The organism is Streptomyces sp. RLA131, from assembly GCF_056270125.1.
Window position 1 is genome coordinate 2,099,685 of the sequence record NZ_JBWDOQ010000002.1, and the last position, 17,358, is coordinate 2,117,042.

The 17,358-nt window shown below is 71.8% G+C and carries 11 protein-coding genes; 5 read left to right on the forward strand and 6 right to left on the reverse strand.

Annotation, left to right across the window (positions count from 1 at the left end; translation table 11 throughout):
* Nucleotides 1–88: 88 nt before the first annotated feature.
* Nucleotides 89–2,566, reverse strand: coding sequence for an aminopeptidase N (gene pepN / locus RWE79_RS10500; RefSeq protein ID WP_475939761.1), 2,478 nt, complete (start codon nt 2,564–2,566; stop codon nt 89–91).
* Nucleotides 2,567–2,625: 59 nt separating this feature from the next.
* Nucleotides 2,626–3,243 (reverse strand): sortase domain-containing protein, encoded by a 618-nt coding sequence (locus RWE79_RS10505; RefSeq protein WP_475939762.1) that lies wholly within the window; start codon nt 3,241–3,243, stop codon nt 2,626–2,628.
* Between the two features lie 187 nt (nt 3,244–3,430).
* Between RWE79_RS10505 and RWE79_RS10510 the strand changes: the two genes are divergently transcribed.
* Nucleotides 3,431–4,351: a hypothetical protein gene (locus RWE79_RS10510; RefSeq protein WP_475939763.1), complete on the forward strand. Its 921-nt coding sequence runs from the start codon at nt 3,431–3,433 to the stop codon at nt 4,349–4,351.
* A gap of 11 nt (nt 4,352–4,362) precedes the next feature.
* Here the strand turns inward: RWE79_RS10510 and RWE79_RS10515 are convergent, their stop codons facing one another.
* Both RWE79_RS10515 and RWE79_RS10520 read right to left on the reverse strand, forming a co-directional pair.
* Nucleotides 4,363–5,403, reverse strand: a complete 1,041-nt coding sequence (locus RWE79_RS10515) for a glycoside hydrolase family 113 (RefSeq protein ID WP_475939764.1) — start codon at nt 5,401–5,403, stop codon at nt 4,363–4,365.
* Nucleotides 5,400–7,298: a DUF2334 domain-containing protein gene (locus RWE79_RS10520; RefSeq protein ID WP_475939765.1), complete on the reverse strand. Its 1,899-nt coding sequence runs from the start codon at nt 7,296–7,298 to the stop codon at nt 5,400–5,402. The genes RWE79_RS10515 and RWE79_RS10520 overlap by 4 nt, the downstream gene beginning before the upstream one ends.
* A 307-nt stretch (nt 7,299–7,605) precedes the next feature.
* Between RWE79_RS10520 and RWE79_RS10525 the strand changes: the two genes are divergently transcribed.
* The 4 genes from RWE79_RS10525 to RWE79_RS10540 all read left to right on the forward strand — a co-directional run bounded on the left by RWE79_RS10525 (nt 7,606) and on the right by RWE79_RS10540 (nt 10,983).
* Nucleotides 7,606–7,815 carry a hypothetical protein gene (locus tag RWE79_RS10525; protein WP_475939766.1) on the forward strand — a complete coding sequence of 70 codons (210 nt, stop codon included), beginning with the start codon at nt 7,606–7,608 and terminating at the stop codon, nt 7,813–7,815.
* Entirely contained in the window at nt 7,812–9,065 is a 1,254-nt protein-coding gene (locus tag RWE79_RS10530) for a glycosyltransferase family 2 protein (protein WP_475939767.1), read from the forward strand. Before RWE79_RS10525 ends, RWE79_RS10530 begins: the two co-directional genes overlap by 4 nt.
* 68 nt (nt 9,066–9,133) lie before the next feature.
* A complete protein-coding gene (wecB, locus tag RWE79_RS10535) occupies nt 9,134–10,324 on the forward strand; it encodes a non-hydrolyzing UDP-N-acetylglucosamine 2-epimerase (protein ID WP_475939768.1) in 1,191 nt (396 codons plus the stop codon).
* Nucleotides 10,321–10,983, forward strand: coding sequence for a 3-keto-alpha-glucoside-1,2-lyase-like domain-containing protein (locus tag RWE79_RS10540; RefSeq protein WP_475939769.1), 663 nt, complete (start codon nt 10,321–10,323; stop codon nt 10,981–10,983). The genes wecB and RWE79_RS10540 overlap by 4 nt, the downstream gene beginning before the upstream one ends.
* 65 nt (nt 10,984–11,048) lie before the next feature.
* On the opposite strand, the gene RWE79_RS10545 is transcribed toward RWE79_RS10540, so the two are convergent.
* Nucleotides 11,049–12,509, reverse strand: a complete 1,461-nt coding sequence (locus RWE79_RS10545) for a glutamate synthase subunit beta (RefSeq protein ID WP_475939770.1) — start codon at nt 12,507–12,509, stop codon at nt 11,049–11,051.
* Nucleotides 12,502–17,112 (reverse strand): glutamate synthase large subunit, encoded by a 4,611-nt coding sequence (gene gltB / locus RWE79_RS10550; protein ID WP_475939771.1) that lies wholly within the window; start codon nt 17,110–17,112, stop codon nt 12,502–12,504. The genes RWE79_RS10545 and gltB overlap by 8 nt, the downstream gene beginning before the upstream one ends.
* Nucleotides 17,113–17,358 lie beyond the last annotated feature (246 nt).

The following is a 17,358-nucleotide window of genomic DNA, read 5'->3' on the forward strand; positions in this document are numbered from 1 at the left end:
GGTCAGCACAACGACCGCCGTCCGTCGGGGGACACCTCTTTTTCTGCGGCAGAACTTCAGACGCGGACCGGGGCCCGGGCCCGGGCTCTCAGTGGGAACCGCTGCCGCGTACCCGCAGGGCCCGGGCCAGATCGTCGAGCTGGTCGGCGAGCCTGCGCCGCAGCGCCGGGGTGACGGCGGGGTCGGCCAGGCATGCCTCGCCCAGGCTCAGCGTGCCGGGGTCGACGTGCGGCAGCGGGAAGGCGTGGCGGCCGGCGGCCTCGGCGAGCGCGCGGCCGCGTCGGGCGGCCAGCGCCGTGGCGGCGGGGAAGTAGCGGGGCACGTAGTCGCCGACCAGGTCGTGGTGCTCGGGCTGCCAGAAGCCCTGGGCGGTGGCGGTGAACAGGTAGTTGGACAGGTCGTCGGTGTCGAAGAGGGCGGCCCAGGCGGCGGCCTTGGCGGCCGGGTCGGGCAGGGCGGCACGGCAGCGGGCGGCGCCCTCCTGCCCGGTGGCGCTGGGGTCGCGGGTGAGTTCGGCGTCGATGTCGGCTCCGGTGGCGGCGCCGAGGACGCAGAGCCGGGTGAGGATCTGCCAGCGCAGTTCGGGGTCGAGGCGGGGGCCGCCGGGCAGGGCGCCGGCGGTGAGCGCCTCGCGGAGTCCGGCGGGGTCGGTGGCGACGGTGATGAGGGTCCGGGCGGCGGCCAGCGGGTGGCGCGGCAGCAGCGCCCGGGAGGTGGCCTCCAGGGCCGCCAGCGCGGCGGGGCGGCGGTCGGCGGGCAGGTAACGGTCGGCGATCTGGCCGCGGGCGAAGGTCAGGACGCCCTCGACGATGGCGATGTCGCTCTCGTACGGCAGATGGGCCCGGACCGCGTCGAGGTAGGCGGCGGGCGGGAGTTCGCCGTCGCGGACCAGGTCACGGGCGGCGTTCCAGACGACCGCGCGGGACAGCGCGGCGGGCAGGCCGCGCAGCGAGGCGGCCGCGGTGGTCCAGGAGTGCTCGTCGAAACGGATCTTGGTGTAGGTGAGGTCACCGTCGTTGAGCAGGACGAGGTCGGGGCGCGGGCCGGTGAAGTCGACGGGCTCGCCGGGCACGTCGACGGAGAGGCGTTCGCGGGCGACCAGCCGTGCCGGGTCGGTGGGCGCCTGGTCGTACAGGCCGACGGTGATGCGGTGCGGGCGGCTGCCGCCGTGGCGGACGGCGAGCCGCCAGCCTTTGCCCCCGTCGGTCGTGGTGACCTCCGGGGTGAGGGTGTCGGCGCCGGTGGTGCGCAGCCAGGCCGCCGCCCAGGTGTGGACGTCGCGGTCGGTGGCGCGGCCGAGGGAGTCCAGGAAGTCGGCGAGGGTGGCGTTGCCGAAGCGGTGGCGGGCGAAGTGGTCGTTGATGCCGGCGAGGAAGTCCTTCTCGCCGAGCCAGGCGACCAGTTGGCGCAGGGCGGAGGCGCCCTTGGCGTACGAGATGCCGTCGAAGTTGAGCAGCGCGGAGGCGGTGTCGGGGACCGCTTCGGCGTCGGGGGCCACGGGGTGGGTGGAGGGTCGCTGGTCGGCGTCGTAGCCCCAGCCCTTGCGGGCGACGGCGAAGTCGGTCCAGGTGTCGGTGAAGCGGGTGACCTCGGACAGCACCTGGTAGCCCATGTACTCGGCGAAGGACTCGTTGAGCCAGATGTCGTCCCACCACCGGAGGGTTACGAGGTCGCCGAACCACATGTGGGCCATCTCGTGCGCGATGACCATGCCGCGGGTCTGGCGCTCGGTGTCGGTGACGGCGGAGCGGAAGACGAACTCGTCGCGGAAGGTGACCAGTCCGGGGTTCTCCATCGCGCCGGCGTTGAACTCGGGGACGAAGGCCTGGTCGTAGGAGTCGAAGGGGTACGGCTCCTCGAAGATCTCGTGGTAGCGGTCGAAGCAGCGGCGGGTGATGTCGAGCAGCTCGATCGCGTCGGTGTCCAGATGGGGTGCCAGCGAGCGGCGGCAGTGCAGCGCGAAGGGCAGGCCGGCGTGCTCGGTGCGCACCGAGTGCCAGGGGCCGGCGGCGACGGCCAGCAGGTAGGTGCTGATGGGCGGGGTGGGTGCGAGCCGCCAGCGGCCCTCGCCGGTGCGCTGCGCGATGCCGTTGCCCAGGACGCTCCAGTCGGCCGGCGCGGTGACGGAGACCTCGAAGACCGCCTTGAGGTCGGGCTGGTCGAAGGCGGCGGCGACGCGCTGGACGTCCTCCATGAACAGCTGGGTGTAGAGGTAGGTCTCGCCGTCGGCGGGGTCGGTGAAGCGGTGCATGCCCTCCCCGGTGCGGGAGTAGCGCATGTCGGCCTCGACGCGCAGCTCGTGGGCGCCGGCGGTCAGACCGGTCAGCGGCAGCCGGTTGTCGTCGAGGGTGGCCGGGTCGAGCTCGCGGCCGTCCAGGACGGCGCGGTGCAGTTCCGCGGGCTTGAGTTCGACGAAGGTGTCGCCGTCGGCGAGGGCGGTGAAGCTGATCACGCTGCTGGAGGCGAAGGTCTCGTCCCCGCGGGTCAGGTCGAGGCCGACGGCGTAGTGCTGGACATCGATGAGCCGGGCGCGGGTCTCGGCCTCGGCACGAGTGAGAGCTGGCATACGGCCATGCTGCCGCATGGTCCCCGCGCGGCGCACCGGGGTTGTGGGGCCCGCTCGGCTCAGCCCGGGAGGGCGTCGACCACGAGACCGGCACAGGACACCAGCCGCAGCGAGGGGCGGAGGTGGCCCGGACTGCCGGGGGCCGGACTGCCGGGGGTCCGGCTGCCCGGGGCCTGCCTGCGCGGGGCCGGCAGGCGGAAGGCGTCGGCGGCGGACCGGGCCCGCACGCGGATGACCACGAAGCGGGCGCGGCTGCCGTCCTGGCGGGTGATGACGATCAGGTCGTGGCGGCGCAGTGCGCGCAGACCGTGGAAGACGGCGGGCCGTCCCCGCCGGGTGCCGCCCCGGCCGACGATCACGGCGGCGCCCGCCTCGCCGGGTGCGGCGCTGCGGTCGTACCAGCCGGCGTAGCCGCCCTGTTCGCCGTCGGGGGTCTGCGGGGTGCCGTCGTCCTTCAGGCCCAGGTCCAGGACGACGGCATGGACTCCGGCGGCCGGGATGTCGATCCGTACCGGCGTGTGCGGCGGCGGGTCGGTGGCCCGGGCCCGGGCGGTGGCGTGGACGGCCGCCGCGCTGTCCCGGTCACCGGCGTGCATGACGGACCACACCGTCGCCGCCGCGACGGCGAGCAGGGCGAGGGCGGCGGCGTTCACGCGGCGGTGGGCGGCGGTGGGCATACGGTCACGCTACGAGCGGCGGCGCCACGCCCGCATCAGCCGTCCGTCCACACCTGCGTCAGCCGAAAGAAGGGGGTGCCCCGGGGCGCGTACACCCCGGGGTGCACGACACGGGCACGACGGCGTGGACCGGCGCGTAACCTCGGAGGCGACGGAGCCGTAGCCGGGGGAGGCGCAGGTGAGCCGCATGCCAGATCCGGGGAGCCCGGCAGCCGGTCCGATCGTGCACGGATTTCCGCACCTGGAGACGGTCCGGGCGGCGCTGACCGCGCTGTACCGGCGGCTGTCGGCGGACATGCTGGGCAGCTTTCCGGCGAGTGTGCGCCCCGAGGCGGTGGACTTCTCGCCGGACGAGGATCCGTATCTGGGGGCGCAGCGCGTGGCGCACGTCATCGTGGAGCACTTCCGGCTGCCGCAGGCCCGGATGGTGGTGAGCTTCCGCGACATGGTCCACGCGGGCAATGTGGAGCTCGCGGCGGGCCCGGAGTACTTCGTCGAGCTGCACGCCCGGTTCAAGGAGGACCGCCGCGACGTCGGCGCGGTCCTGGCCCACGAGGTGATGCACGTCCTGCTGCACCGCCTGGACCTGGAGTTCCCCGGCACCCGCGACAACGAGATCCTCACCGACACCGCCACCGCCTATCTCGGCGCGGGCTGGCTGCTGCTGGACTCCTACCGCGAGGAGCCGGCGCTGCGCGGAGAGCGGGTGCTGATGTCGGCGTCGAAGCTGGGCTATCTCACCCCGGAGGAGTTCGGTTACGTGCTCGCCAAGCGCGCCCTGGCCTTCGGTGACGACATCGAGCCCTGGTTCACCAGTGTCCAGGCCCGCGAGGCCTACCGGGCCGGGCTCACCCTGGCGCGGCAGGACCTGCGCCGGCCGCCGTTGCTGGCCGGCGGCTGGGCGGGCCGGCGCCGCTACGCCAGGGATCGCCGCGCGGGCGTCGCGGCGCCCTCGGCCGGCTACACGTTCGAGGGCACCGGCAGCTCCGGCCCGCTGCGGGTCTGCTTCCCCTGCCCGACCTGCCACCAGCGGATCCGGGTCCCGGTGCGCGGCCGGGTCAGGGCGCGCTGCGCGCTGTGCCGGACGGTGCTGGAGTGCGACACGTAAGGCCGTGGCTGTCAGGGCCGGGTCGCCCACCATGTCCGCAGGACCTGTTCGGCGGGTTTGCCGTGCGGGGTGAAGGCGAGCCGGGCGGGGGTCTCGCCGCTGCCGGGCCAGTCGTCCCACATCCACCAGCTGACGCCGGCCCACCAGGATCTGCCGTCGAACACGGAGAGCAGGGCCTCGTAGGCGGCGGCCTGTTCGGCTTCGGCGGGGCGTTTGCCGACGGTCCAGGACCAGGGGGCGGTGGTGGCGCCGCGCTGGCTGGCGTATCCGGCCTCGGTGAACAGTACGCGGCGGTGGTGGCGGGCGGAGAAGGCGGCCAGCCGGGCCGCGACCGGGCGCCAGGCCAGCCGCAGCCGCCGTACGTCGGTGGTGGGACGGTCGGCCAGCGGCCAGTAGGCGTCGACGCCGATGAGGTCCAGGGAGTCCCAGAAGGCGACGTGCCGGTACTCGTCGTAGTTGGCGGCGTAGACCAGTGAACCGGTGTAGACCGCGCGTACGGCGGAGACGACGGTCCGCCAGCGGTCGCCGTCCCGTGAGGTGCCGGCCAGTTCGGTGCCGACGGCGAGCTGTTCGGCGCCGGTGTGCCGGGCGATGCGGGCGTAGTGGGTGATGAAGCGGGTGTAGGCGGCGAACCAGGCGTCCGGGTCGGTGGGGCGGATCCCGGCGCGGTCCCGGTCGCCGGGCAGGTCGATGTGCGGCTTGATCTGCACCTTGAGTCCTTCGGCGCGGGCCAGCCGGATGATGTGGCGCAGCGAGGCGTCGTCGGCGGTCTCGCCGGTGGGGTGCATGGCCGGGTCGTGGACGCCGCGCTGGTACCAGGTGGGGGTGAGGGAGATCCAGCGGGCGCCGGTGGCGGCGATGTCGCGGAGGTAGCGGGGGGCGGCGGGGCTGTCGTAGTCGGTGACGGCCCAGGAGGGCAGGGCGATGCCGCGTACCTGTTCGGGGGCGGCGGCGGGCGCGGTGGGCGGGGCGGTGGTGGTGCAGCCGGCGCCGGTCGTGGCGAGGACGGCCGCCGCGAGTGCCGCGACGGCCGTCCTCAGGAGCGGGGTCACGAAACCGCCGCGGGGCTGACGAAGGTGTAGCCGAGGGCCTTGATGCCGTCGACGGTGTCCTTGAGGGGCTGGAGCGGATAGGTGGGGTGGTAGAAGAAGCTGGCGAACCCGTCGCGGACGGCGAGGTTGGCCTTGGCGGAGGCGATCAGGTCGGCGGGCAGCCGGGCCGGGTGGTTGTTGAAGGCCTCCGGCTCGTAGTTGCCGATGTTCTCGGGCAGCACGGTGGTGCCGTAGACGTCCTTGACGACGTACGGGAAGAACTGGCCGATGAACCGGTTGGCGACGGCCGTGCCGCCCAGCGTCCCGGAGAAGTACAGCGAACGCTCCAGCCGGGCGGTGAAGTTGGACGCGAAGACCTTGTAGTCGGCGGCGGAGGCCGCGTAGTGCGGGGTGGTCCACAGCTTGGGTTTCGGCAGGCCGGCCAGGGTGAAGGCGGAGAGCGCGGAGGTGACGCGGCCCTGGGCCCACAGGGTGGAGTCCTCGGGGACCGTGCCGTCGTGGACCACGTTGTTCGCGGTGTCGACGTGGGCGCGGTAGAACTCGAAGTCGTCGCCGGTGACGCCGTTGTAGGGGTTGGCGACGCTGCCGTACTGGTGGGTGTAGCCGTGGTCCATCAGGACGGCGCCGTGGGCCAGCATGTACTTCAGCGCGGAGACGACCTGGGGGCGCTGGAGCAGGGTGACGGTCTGCGCGGTGCCGTTGCTGAAGGTGCCCTTGGGGTCCTTGTAGACCGGGATGACGTTGATGCCGTACGGGATGTTCTGCGAGAACAGGTAGTCGGCCATCGAACGCAGCTCGGTGGGATCGGAGTTGGGGCTGATGTCCTCCAGCCGCATCATGGCCCGGTGCCGCTCGGCGGTGCCGGGGGCGAGGGCGTCGAAGAGCAGGTCCTCGAAGGCGATGACCCGGTCGCTCTCGGAGACGTACGCGAAGGGGATCTCGCCGACGTACGTCAGGTTGGACGAGCGCAGGGCCCACGGGAAGGTGGAGCCGGTCGAGGAGTCCGTGGCCTGGGCCAGGGTGGTGACGGCCGGATAGCCGCCGCCGGTCAGGACGTTGGGGCGCAGCACGCCGCCGTCCTGGTCGGCGGGGACGGTGCGGGTGAGGTTCTGGGAGCGGTAGGAGACCTGGGTGACGGTGCCGACTCCGCTGCTGGTGGAGAAGTACGAGGTGGTCGGGTCCCAGCCGTACTTCTGCTCGAAGGCGGTGACGCCGGCGGCGTTGGCCAGGGACCAGATGTTGTCACCGACCCAGGTCACCGGGTGGGTGGTGGCGATCACGTCCTGGTAGAACGCGGCCGGGACGGCGTCGGGGACGCTGCCGCCGTAGTAGGTCGAGCCGACGTAGACCGTCGCGGTGTACTGGTCGACGAGCCCGGCGGTGTACTGCGAGACCGGCTTGGCGGTGACAGTGCCGAAGTGGCCGCCGAGGTTGGCGGCGGCCATGGCGTACAGCTCGCCGAGGTGGCCGTAGGGGCCGGCGGTGTCGTAGAGCACCAGCGCGGTGGTGGCGGCCGCGGCGGCCCTCACCGCCGCGGGCCGTACGGAGCCGGCCTGCCGGGCGGCCGGGGCCGGGGTGGCCGTTTCCGGGGCCGTCCCCGTGGCCGAGGGCGTGGGCGTGGCTGTCGCTGTGCTCGGAGCCGGGGTCGCGGACCTGCGGGCGGGGGTCCTGCTCCGCCGTGAGGTGTCGGCGGAACGCTGGGCGGTGGCCCACCCCTTGAGGTCGATGTTGCGGAGCCCGGAAGGGCTGCCGAGCCCGTCCCCGTGTCCATGGCCGTGGCCGGTCCGGGCGGCGGAGGGCCGGTCGGTCCCCGCCCCCCTGGCCACGGACAGGAACACGCCGCCGAAGAGCGCGGCGACGAGCATGAGGACGGCGGAGACGCGGGTGCGAGTCACCCGGCGCCTCCTGAATCGGGAATGCATGTTCCCCCCATTGGTGCATGACTGAACGAATCGCCGATTGTTCAGTCGGATAATCGGTGCCGTCAAGAGGATCGGCTATTCACCTTTCCATTCGAATATTCACCCTGACGTGCGCCGATGTACACACATTCCAACATCCACACTCCCCCGGACGAGTGAATTCTCGGGACCCTCGGGGGGCCGACCCGGCAGAATGCCCCAACATAACCGATCACCGTAGATGACCATCTTAAATGCTCCGCTACTTTTCTCCCCTGCATCAATTGGGGGGAACCAACTCATGTACGGAAGACCCGCCCTGGGCACCATGCTGCCGCTGGCCGGGGTGACAGCCGCGTCTCAGGACATTCCCGGCCTTCCCTGGGCCAGGGCGTTACAGGCGGCCGCCGGAGCCGGCTTCGTGCTCTACTGCCTGATCGCCTTCGCGCTCGTCACGGCGAGGATCTGGCTGCGCGCCCGCCGCCCCGGCGGCGCCGGAGAACGTCGATGACCGACAGCCTCGAACTGCCGTTGCTGTGGGCCGCCATGGCCATCATCGTGCTGGCCGGCTGCTACAACACGGTCCTCTTCCTGCTCTCCCGGATCCACATCCGGCGCTCCCGGATCCCCGGCGCCGAGCGCTTCTACGTGTTCCTGCTGGCCTGCCTCAACGAGGAGAAGGTGCTCGCCGAGAGCCTCGCCCGCATCACCTCGCTGCCGGGCGGCAACTTCATCGCCCTGGTCATCGACGACGCCTCGCAGGACCGCACCGCCGAGATCGCCGGGAGCACCGGCAACCCCCGGGTACGGCTGTACCGGCGCCGGATGCCCGACGCCCGGCGTGGCAAGGGCGCGGCGCTGAACGCCGGGGTACGCCACCTGCGTGCCTCCGGCCTGCTGGGCCACCGCGATCCCGGCGAGGTCGTCCTGTGCGTGGTCGACGCCGACGGACGGCTCGACCCGCACGTCCTGCAGGCCGTGGACCCGTTCTTCGACGACCCGCGCACCGGCGGCGTCCAGATCGGGGTGCGGATGTACAACCGCGGGGCGGGGCTGCTGGCCCGGCTGCAGGACATGGAGTTCGTGGTCTACGGCGACGTCTTCCAGAGCGCCCGCCGCTTCCTCGGCAGCGTCGGCATGGGCGGCAACGGCCAGTTCATGCGGCTGTCGGCCCTGGACTCGCTCGGCGGCGACGGCCCGTGGAGCGACAGCCTGACCGAGGACCTGGACCTGGGCGTACGGCTGATCGCGCACGGCTGGCGCAACCAGTACTGCCCCACCGCCGCCGTCTCCCAGCAGGCCGTGCTCGACGTACGACGGCTGGTCCGGCAGCGCTCGCGCTGGTTCCAGGGGCACCTGCAGTCGGCGAACCTGGTACCGGTCATCCTGCGCGACGTACCCGGCCGGGCCGCGATCGACCTGCTCTACCACCTGTCCAGCCCGGTGCTGATCCTGCTGACCTCACTGCTGCCGCTGTCCTTCCTGGCCGCCCTCACCGGAACCGCCGTCGCCTCGGTGCGCACCGGCCGTCCGCTGGTGTCGCCGATGTGGCTGCTCGGCCCGTACGTGCTGTCGTTCACCGCGGCCTACGCCTACGGCTACGTCTACGCCCGCCGCGAGCGCACCCTCGGGCTGGTGCGCTCGGTGCTGGTCGCCCATGTCTTCATCTTCTACGGCTACATCTGGTTCGCCGCCGGCTGGTGGGGCCTGTGGCGGCTGCTCACCGGCAAGCGGGGCTGGCTCAAGACCGCCAGGACCTGACACCCGCGGCCCTTCTCCGTGCTTTTTTCCTTTCTCTTCTGCTGTCGACCGTCCAAGGGGGACCACCCATGCCTGTTTCCGATGCCCGTATCCGCGCCATGCTCGTCCTGGGCACCCGGCCCGAGGCGATCAAACTCGCGCCCGTGGCGCGCGCCATGTCGGCCTCCGAGCTCTTCGAACCGCTCGTCGTCACCACCGGGCAGCACCGCGAGATGCTCCACCCGATGCTGGAACTGCTCCGGGTCCCGGCCAGGGCCGTCCTGGAGGTGATGCGCGACCGCCAGCAGCTCTCCGACCTGACGGCCCGTCTGGTGGAGGGACTGGGCGAGGTGATCAGGGCCGAACGGCCGGACCTGGTGGTCGTCCAGGGCGACACCACCACCGCGCTGGCCGGCGCGCTGGCCGCCTTCTACGAACGGGTGCCGGTCGCCCATGTCGAGGCGGGGCTGCGCACCGGGGTCCTGGACAACCCGTTCCCCGAGGAGCTCAACCGCAGGCTGATCGGCCGCACCGCCCGCTGGCACTTCGCCCCCACCGAGCGTGCCGCCGCCCATCTGCGGGCCGAAGGCACCCCGGACAGCCAGGTGTTCACCACCGGCAACACCGTCATCGACAACCTGATGTGGGTACTGGGCGAGGGCATCGGCAGCAGCGCCTTCCGCGGCACCGAGGGCTGCCGGCGGGTACTGCTCACCCTGCACCGCCGGGAGAACCAGGGCGAACGGATGCGCGCGATGGGCCGCGCCCTGCGCCGGCTGGCCGACCGGGGCGACGTGGAGATCGTGCTGCCGCTGCACAAGAGCCCGGCGGTGCGCGACGCGCTGCTGCCCGAGCTCGGCGGCCATCCGGCCGTCCGGGTCGTCGAGCCGCTGGACTACCTCGACTTCGCCGCCACCCTCGCCGCCTGCGACCTGGTGCTCACCGACTCCGGCGGCATCCAGGAGGAGGCCCCCAGCCTGGGCAAACCCGCGCTGGTGCTGCGTACCACGACCGAGCGGCCGGAGGCGGTCGAGGTCGGGGCGGCCCGGCTGATCGGCACCGAACCGGAGGCGGTGCTGGCCGCGGCGGAACGGGTGCTGGACGACCCGGACCTCTACCGCCGGATGTCCCGGGCGGGCAATCCGTTCGGCGACGGGCGGGCATCGGAGCGCATCCTCGCCCAGCTCGCCGAGGACTTCGGCGAGGACATGCGGGCCACCGTACCGCTTGCCGCTTTTGTCCCCGAGCAGGGCGGTCCGGGGACATACTCGTCGGCATGACCTCGCTGCGCCGCCGCCTCGCGCTGATCGCCGTACTCGTCGTGAGCGCCGCCGCCACGGTCCACGCGTGCCAGGCGCGGGGCGGCGGGCCGCGGGCCTGGGCCGACGGATCGGTGCACGGCGACTGGCGGTCGGTGTACGACGGGTACGGCGAGAACACCGGCCACGACGGGCAGTTGTCGCTGTCCCCGCGCCCGTCCCGCCGGGCCGGCGAGACCCACGCGGGGCTGATCGTGTCGACGGCGGTGTACGCGGACGTGGACTGCTCGGCACGGCTGCGGACCCTGGAGCAGCTGCGTACGCCCACCCCCAACCCGTGGGAGGTCCCGTGGCTGCTCTGGGCGTACAGCGACCCGGAGCACTTCTACTACGTCACCCTCAAGCCCAACGGCTGGGAGCTGGGCAAACGTGATCCGGCCTACCCGGGCGGGCAGCGTTTCCTGGCCACCGGCCCGGAGCGCTTCCCGGTGGGCCGCTGGTACCGGCTGCGGGTCGTGCAGCGCGGAGCCGCCTTCTCGGTGACGGTCGACGGGCGCGCGCTGGCCGCGTTCACCGATGCCGAACGCCCGTATCCGGGCGGCGGCGTGGGCGCGTACACCGAGGACGCCCGGGTGGAGTTCCGGGACATGAGGGCGCGGCGCCTGTCCTCGGTCGGGTGAGGACAGGCGCCGCATTTCCGTTCCGTACGCCGTTGTACGGGAACGTTCTGGGTGGACCGGGCGGGTCAGACCGTCAGCGGACGGTCCGTGGGCCTGATCGGGGCCGGCAAGGTGCTGGTGCCGGTGAGGAAGTGGTCCACCGCGCGGGCGGCGGAGCGGCCCTCGGCGATGGCCCAGACGATCAACGACTGACCGCGGCCGGCGTCACCGGCGACGAAGACACCGTCGACGTTGGTCGTGTACGAGCCGTCCCGCGCGATGTTGCCGCGCGCGTCCAGCTCCAGGCCCAGCTGCTCGACCAGACCGTTCTTCTGGTCGGTGCCGGTGAAGCCCATGGCCAGCGTGACCAGTTCGGCCGGGATGACCGTCTCGGTGCCGGGCTGCGGGACGAACCTGCCGTCCTCGAACTTCACCTCGACCAGGTGCAGCGCCTTGACGTTGCCGTCCTCGTCGCCCTCGAACTTCACGGTGTTGACGGCGTAGACCCGCTCACCGCCCTCCTCGTGCGCCGAGGTGACCTTGTACGTCATCGGCATCGTCGGCCAGGGCTGGCCGGCCGGCCGGCTGTCGCTCGGCCGGGGCATGATCTCCAGCTGGGTGACGGAGGCCGCGCCCTGGCGATGGGCGGTGCCGACGCAGTCCGCGCCGGTGTCGCCGCCGCCGATGACGACCACATGCTTGCCGGCGGCGGTGATCGGCGGGGTGACGAAGTCGCCCTCCTGCACCTTGTTGGCCAGCGGCAGGTACTCCATGGCCTGGTAGATGCCCTTGAGCTCGCGCCCCTCGGCCGGCAGGTCACGGGCCTGGGTGGCGCCGGCCGCGATGACCACGGCGTCGTAGCGGCGGCGCAGCTTGGCGCCGTCGATGTCGGTGCCGATCTGCACACCGGTGCGGAACTTGGTGCCCTCCGCGCGCATCTGCTCGATGCGGCGGTTGATGTGCCGCTTCTCCATCTTGAACTCGGGGATGCCGTAGCGCAGCAGGCCGCCGATGCGGTCGGCGCGCTCGTACACCGCGACCGTGTGGCCGGCCCGGGTCAGCTGCTGGGCGGCGGCCAGTCCGGCCGGGCCGGAGCCGATGACGGCGACGGTCTTGCCGGAGAGCCGGTCCGGGGGCTGCGGGGTGACGTCGCCGCTGTCCCAGGCCTTGTCGATGATGGTGACTTCGACGTTCTTGATGGTGACGGCGGGCTGGTTGATGCCCAGCACGCACGCCGACTCGCAGGGGGCGGGGCAGAGGCGACCGGTGAACTCCGGGAAGTTGTTGGTCGCGTGCAGCCGCTCGCTGGCGGCCTGCCAGTCCTCGCGGTAGGCGTAGTCGTTCCACTCGGGGATGAGGTTCCCCAGCGGACAGCCGTTGTGACAGAACGGGATGCCGCAGTCCATGCAGCGGCCGGCCTGCTTGGTGATGATCGGCAGCAGACCGCCGGGAACGTAGACCTCGTTCCAGTCCTGCTTGCGCTCATCGACGGGACGGGTCGGGGCCGTCTCGCGGGGCGTGGTGAGGAAGCCCTTCGGGTCAGCCATTTGCCGCCTCCATCATCTTCGCGGTGGTCTCGGACTCGGAGAGCCCGGCCTGCTCGGCGGCGTTCTTGGCGGCGAGCACTGCCTTGTAGTCCCTCGGCATGACCTTGCCGAAGCGGGTCAGGGTGTTACCCCAGTCCGAGAGGAGCCTGGCGGCCACCGTCGAGCCGGTCTCCTCCTGGTGGCGGCGCACCACGTCGTGCAGCCACTTGATGTCGTCCGCGTCCAGCTCCTCGACGTTCACCATGCCGGTGTTGACGTTGGCGGGGTCGAGGTCGATGACGTACGCGATGCCGCCGGACATACCGGCCGCGAAGTTGCGGCCCGTCTCGCCGAGCACGACGGCCCGGCCGCCGGTCATGTACTCGCAGCCGTGGTCGCCCACGCCCTCGGAGACGACGGTGGCGCCGGAGTTGCGGACGCAGAAGCGTTCGCCGGTGCGGCCGCGCAGGAACAGTTCGCCGCCGGTGGCGCCGTAGGCGATGGTGTTGCCCGCGATGGTGGAGTACTCGGCGAGGTGGTCGGCGCCCCGGTCCGGGCGGACGATGACCCGGCCGCCGGACAGGCCCTTGCCGACGTAGTCGTTGGCGTCGCCCTCCAGGCGCAGGGTCACGCCCTTGGGGAGGAAGGCGCCGAACGACTGGCCGGCGGAGCCGGTGAGGGTGATGTCGATGGTGTCCTCGGGCAGGCCCGCGCCACCGTACTTCTTGGTCACCTCGTGGCCGAGCATGGTGCCGACCGTGCGGTTGACGTTGCGGACCTTGATCTGGGCGCGGACCGGGTCGCCGTTGTCCAGGGCGTCCTTGGCGAGCTGGATCAGCTCGTTGTCCAGCGCCTTGGCCAGGCCGTGGTCCTGCTCGACGACGCGGTGCAGCGAGGCGCCCTCGGGCAGCGCGGGCACGTGGAACAGCGGGGCCAGGTCGAGGCCCTGCGCCTTCCAGTGCTCGACCGCCGCGTCGGCGTCGATCAGCTCGGCGTGGCCGACGGCCTCCTCGATGGAGCGGAAGCCGAGCTCGGCGAGGAGCTCGCGGACCTCCTGCGCGATGAACTCGAAGAAGTTCACCACGTACTCGGCCTTGCCGGAGAAGCGGTCGCGCAGCACCGGGTTCTGGGTGGCGATGCCGACCGGACAGGTGTCCAGGTGGCACACCCGCATCATGACGCAGCCGGAGACGACCAGCGGCGCGGTGGCGAAACCGAACTCCTCGGCGCCCAGCAGGGCGGCGATGACGACGTCACGGCCGGTCTTGAGCTGGCCGTCGGTCTGGACGACGATGCGGTCGCGCAGGCCGTTGAGCAGCAGGGTCTGCTGGGTCTCGGCCAGGCCGAGCTCCCAGGGGCCGCCCGCGTGCTTGAGCGAGGTGAGCGGCGAGGCGCCGGTGCCGCCGTCGTGGCCGGAGATCAGCACGACGTCGGCGTGGGCCTTGGACACGCCCGCCGCGACCGTGCCGACGCCGACCTCGGAGACCAGCTTCACATGGATGCGGGCGGCCGGGTTGGCGTTCTTGAGGTCGTGGATCAGCTGGGCGAGATCCTCGATCGAGTAGATGTCGTGGTGCGGCGGCGGCGAGATCAGGCCGACACCGGGGGTGCTGTGCCGGGTCCTGCCGATCCACGGGTAGACCTTGTGGCCGGGCAGCTGGCCGCCCTCGCCGGGCTTGGCGCCCTGCGCCATCTTGATCTGGATGTCGTCCGCGTTGACCAGGTACTCGCTGGTGACACCGAAGCGGCCGGAGGCGACCTGCTTGATCGCCGAGCGGCGCGCCGGGTCGTACAGGCGCTCGGCGTCCTCGCCGCCCTCGCCGGTGTTGGACTTGCCGCCCAGCTGGTTCATGGCGATGGCCAGCGTCTCGTGCGCCTCCATGGAGATGGAGCCGTACGACATGGCGCCGGTGGAGAAGCGCTTGACGATCTCCGAGACCGGCTCGACCTCGTCGATGGAGATCGGGGCGCGGGCCGCCTCTTCGCCGCTCTTGAACCGGAACAGCCCGCGCAGCGTCATCAGACGCTCGGCCTGCTCGTCGACGCGGGACGTGTACTGCTTGAAGATGTCGTAGCGGCGCGAGCGGGTGGAGTGCTGCAGCCGGAAGACGGTGTCCGGGTCGAACAGGTGCGGCTCGCCCTCGCGGCGCCACTGGTACTCGCCGCCGATCTCCAGGCGGCGGTGCGCGGCCGGGATGCCGGAGGCCGGGTAGGCCTTGGCGTGCCGGGCGGCGACCTCCTTGGCGACGACGTCGATACCGGCGCCGCCGATCTTGGTGTCGGTGCCGTGGAAGTAGGTGTCGACGAACTCGTTGGCCAGGCCGACGGCCTCGAAGACCTGCGCGCCGCGGTAGGAGGCGACGGTGGAGATGCCCATCTTGGACATCACCTTCAGGACGCCCTTGCCGAGCGCCTTGATCAGGTTCTTGAGCGCCACCTCGGGCTCGATGCCCTGGAGGAACGTTCCGGCGCGCAGCAGGTCCTCGACCGACTCCATCGCCAGGTACGGGTTCACGGCGGCGGCGCCGTAGCCGATCAGCAGCGCGACATGGTGCACCTCGCGCACGTCGCCGGCCTCGACCAGCAGGCCGACCTGGGTGCGCTGCTTGGTGCGGATCAGGTGGTGGTGGACCGCCGAGGTGAGCAGCAGCGACGGGATCGGCCCGTGCTCGGCGTCGGAGTGCCGGTCGGACAGCACGATCAGGCGGGCGCCGTCCTCTATGGCGGCGTCGGCCTCGGCGCAGATCTCCGCCAGGCGGGCGGCGAGCGCGTCACCGCCGCCGTGCACCCGGTACAGGCCGGACAGGGTCGCGGCCTTCAGGCCCGGCAGGTCGCCGTCGGCGTTGATGTGGATGAGCTTGGCCAGCTCGTCGTTGTCGATCACCGGGAAGGGCAGGGTGATGTTGCGACACGATGCCGGGGACGGCTCCAGCAGGTTTCCGGACGGGCCGACCGCGCTGATCAGCGAGGTGACCAGCTCCTCACGGATGGCGTCCAGCGGCGGGTTGGTGACCTGCGCGAAGAGCTGGGTGAAGTAGTCGAAGAGCAGCCGGGGGCGGGCGGACAGCGCCGCGATCGGCGAGTCGGTGCCCATGGAGCCCAGCGGCTCGCCGCCCGTCTTGGCCATCGGCGCGAGGATGACGCGCAGCTCTTCCTCGGTGTAGCCGAAGGTCTGCTGGCGGCGGGTGACCGAGGCGTGGGTGTGCACGATGTGCTCGCGCTCGGGCAGGTCGTTGAGGTGGATCAGCCCACCGTCGAGCCATTCCTTGTACGGGTTCTCGGCCGCGAGCTGGGCCTTGATCTCGCTGTCCTCGATGATCCGGTGCTCGGCGGTGTCGACCAGGAACATGTGGCCGGGCTGCAGACGGCCCTTGCGGACCACCTTCTCCGGCGGGATGTCGTGCAGCACGCCGGACTCCGAGGCCAGGACCACCAGGCCGTCGTCGGTGACCCAGTAGCGGCCGGGGCGCAGACCGTTGCGGTCCAGGACCGCCCCGACCTGGGTGCCGTCGGTGAAGGTGACGCAGGCCGGGCCGTCCCAGGGCTCGATCAGCGTGGAGTGGTACTGGTAGAAGGCGCGGCGGGCCGGGTCCATCGAGCCGTGGTTCTCCCACGCCTCGGGGATCATCATCAGCACGCTGTGCGGCAGCGAGCGGCCGCCGAGGTGCAGCAGCTCCAGCACCTCGTCGAAGGTCGCGGTGTCCGAGGCCCCCGGCGTACAGATCGGGAAGACCCGGTCCAGGGCGCCGCCGAACAGCTCGCTGTGCAGCTGCGACTCGCGGGCCCGCATCCAGTTGCGGTTGCCCTTGACCGTGTTGATCTCACCGTTGTGCGCCACGAAGCGGTACGGGTGTGCCAGCGGCCAGCTGGGGAAGGTGTTGGTGGAGAAGCGGCTGTGCACCAGCGCGATCGCGGTGGCCATCCGGCGGTCGGACAGGTCCGGGAAGAAGGGCTCCAGCTGGCCGGTGGTCAGCATGCCCTTGTACACGATCGTGCGGGCGGAGAGCGACGGGAAGTACACGTCGGCCTCGCGCTCGGCGCGCTTGCGCAGCACGAAGGCGGGCCGGTCAAGATCGATTCCGGCCTTCCGCGAGTCCTCCGCGTCGGTGACGAAGAGCTGCGAGAAGTACGGCATGGTGCTGCGGGCGGTGGCGCCCAGCAGCTCCGGGGCGATCGGCACCTCGCGCCAGCCGAGGACCTTCAGGCCCTCCTCGCCGGCGATCCGCTCGATCGACTCGACGGCCTTCTTGCGGTCGTCGGCCTCGACGGGGAGGAAGGCGATACCGGCGGCGTAGTGGCCGGCGGCGGGGAGTTCGACGCCCTGCCCGGCGACGGCCTCACGCAGGAACGCGTCCGGGACCTGCAGCAGGATGCCGGCGCCGTCGCCGGAATCGGGCTCGGCGCCGGTGGCGCCGCGGTGCTCCAGATTGCGCAGAACGGTGAGCGCCTGCACTACCAGCGCGTGGTCGGCCTCGCCCGTGAGGGTGGCCACGAAGCCGACGCCGCAGGCGTCGTGCTCATTGCGCGGGTCGTACATCCCCTGCGGGGCGGGACGCCCGTCCATGTGGGCCCAGCCGGAGCCGGTGGCCTCGGCTTGTGAGGACCCTGTCAGCGGAGGACGCATCGGCTCTCCCGTCGTCGTCAATCGGCATATGTCATGCGCATCTGGGACGACGTTGGCCCTCTGCGATTTCGTGCAGGTTACATGATGGCCGGATGGCCGAAAAGTGGATAGTCCGCTTCCATCATGTGGACAGAAAGGCGCTGCGAGCAGGCATGATGTGACCGGCGTCGCTCCCGTGAGACGCGGGCGGCTCTGCCCGCGGCGCCACAGGGAGATGCCCTGCGTTGGCCGACCTGAAACGCGCGG

Coding starts and splice junctions, on each gene's coding strand:
- pepN (WP_475939761.1), bottom strand. CDS start 2,566: ATGCCAGCTCTCACTCGTGCCGAGGCCGAGACCCGCGCCCGGCTCATC.
- RWE79_RS10545 (WP_475939770.1), bottom strand. CDS start 12,509: ATGGCTGACCCGAAGGGCTTCCTCACCACGCCCCGCGAGACGGCCCCG.
- RWE79_RS10540 (WP_475939769.1), top strand. CDS start 10,321: ATGACCTCGCTGCGCCGCCGCCTCGCGCTGATCGCCGTACTCGTCGTG.
- gltB (WP_475939771.1), bottom strand. CDS start 17,112: ATGCGTCCTCCGCTGACAGGGTCCTCACAAGCCGAGGCCACCGGCTCC.
- RWE79_RS10525 (WP_475939766.1), top strand. CDS start 7,606: ATGTACGGAAGACCCGCCCTGGGCACCATGCTGCCGCTGGCCGGGGTG.
- RWE79_RS10510 (WP_475939763.1), top strand. CDS start 3,431: ATGCCAGATCCGGGGAGCCCGGCAGCCGGTCCGATCGTGCACGGATTT.
- RWE79_RS10505 (WP_475939762.1), bottom strand. CDS start 3,243: ATGCCCACCGCCGCCCACCGCCGCGTGAACGCCGCCGCCCTCGCCCTG.
- RWE79_RS10530 (WP_475939767.1), top strand. CDS start 7,812: ATGACCGACAGCCTCGAACTGCCGTTGCTGTGGGCCGCCATGGCCATC.
- wecB (WP_475939768.1), top strand. CDS start 9,134: ATGCCTGTTTCCGATGCCCGTATCCGCGCCATGCTCGTCCTGGGCACC.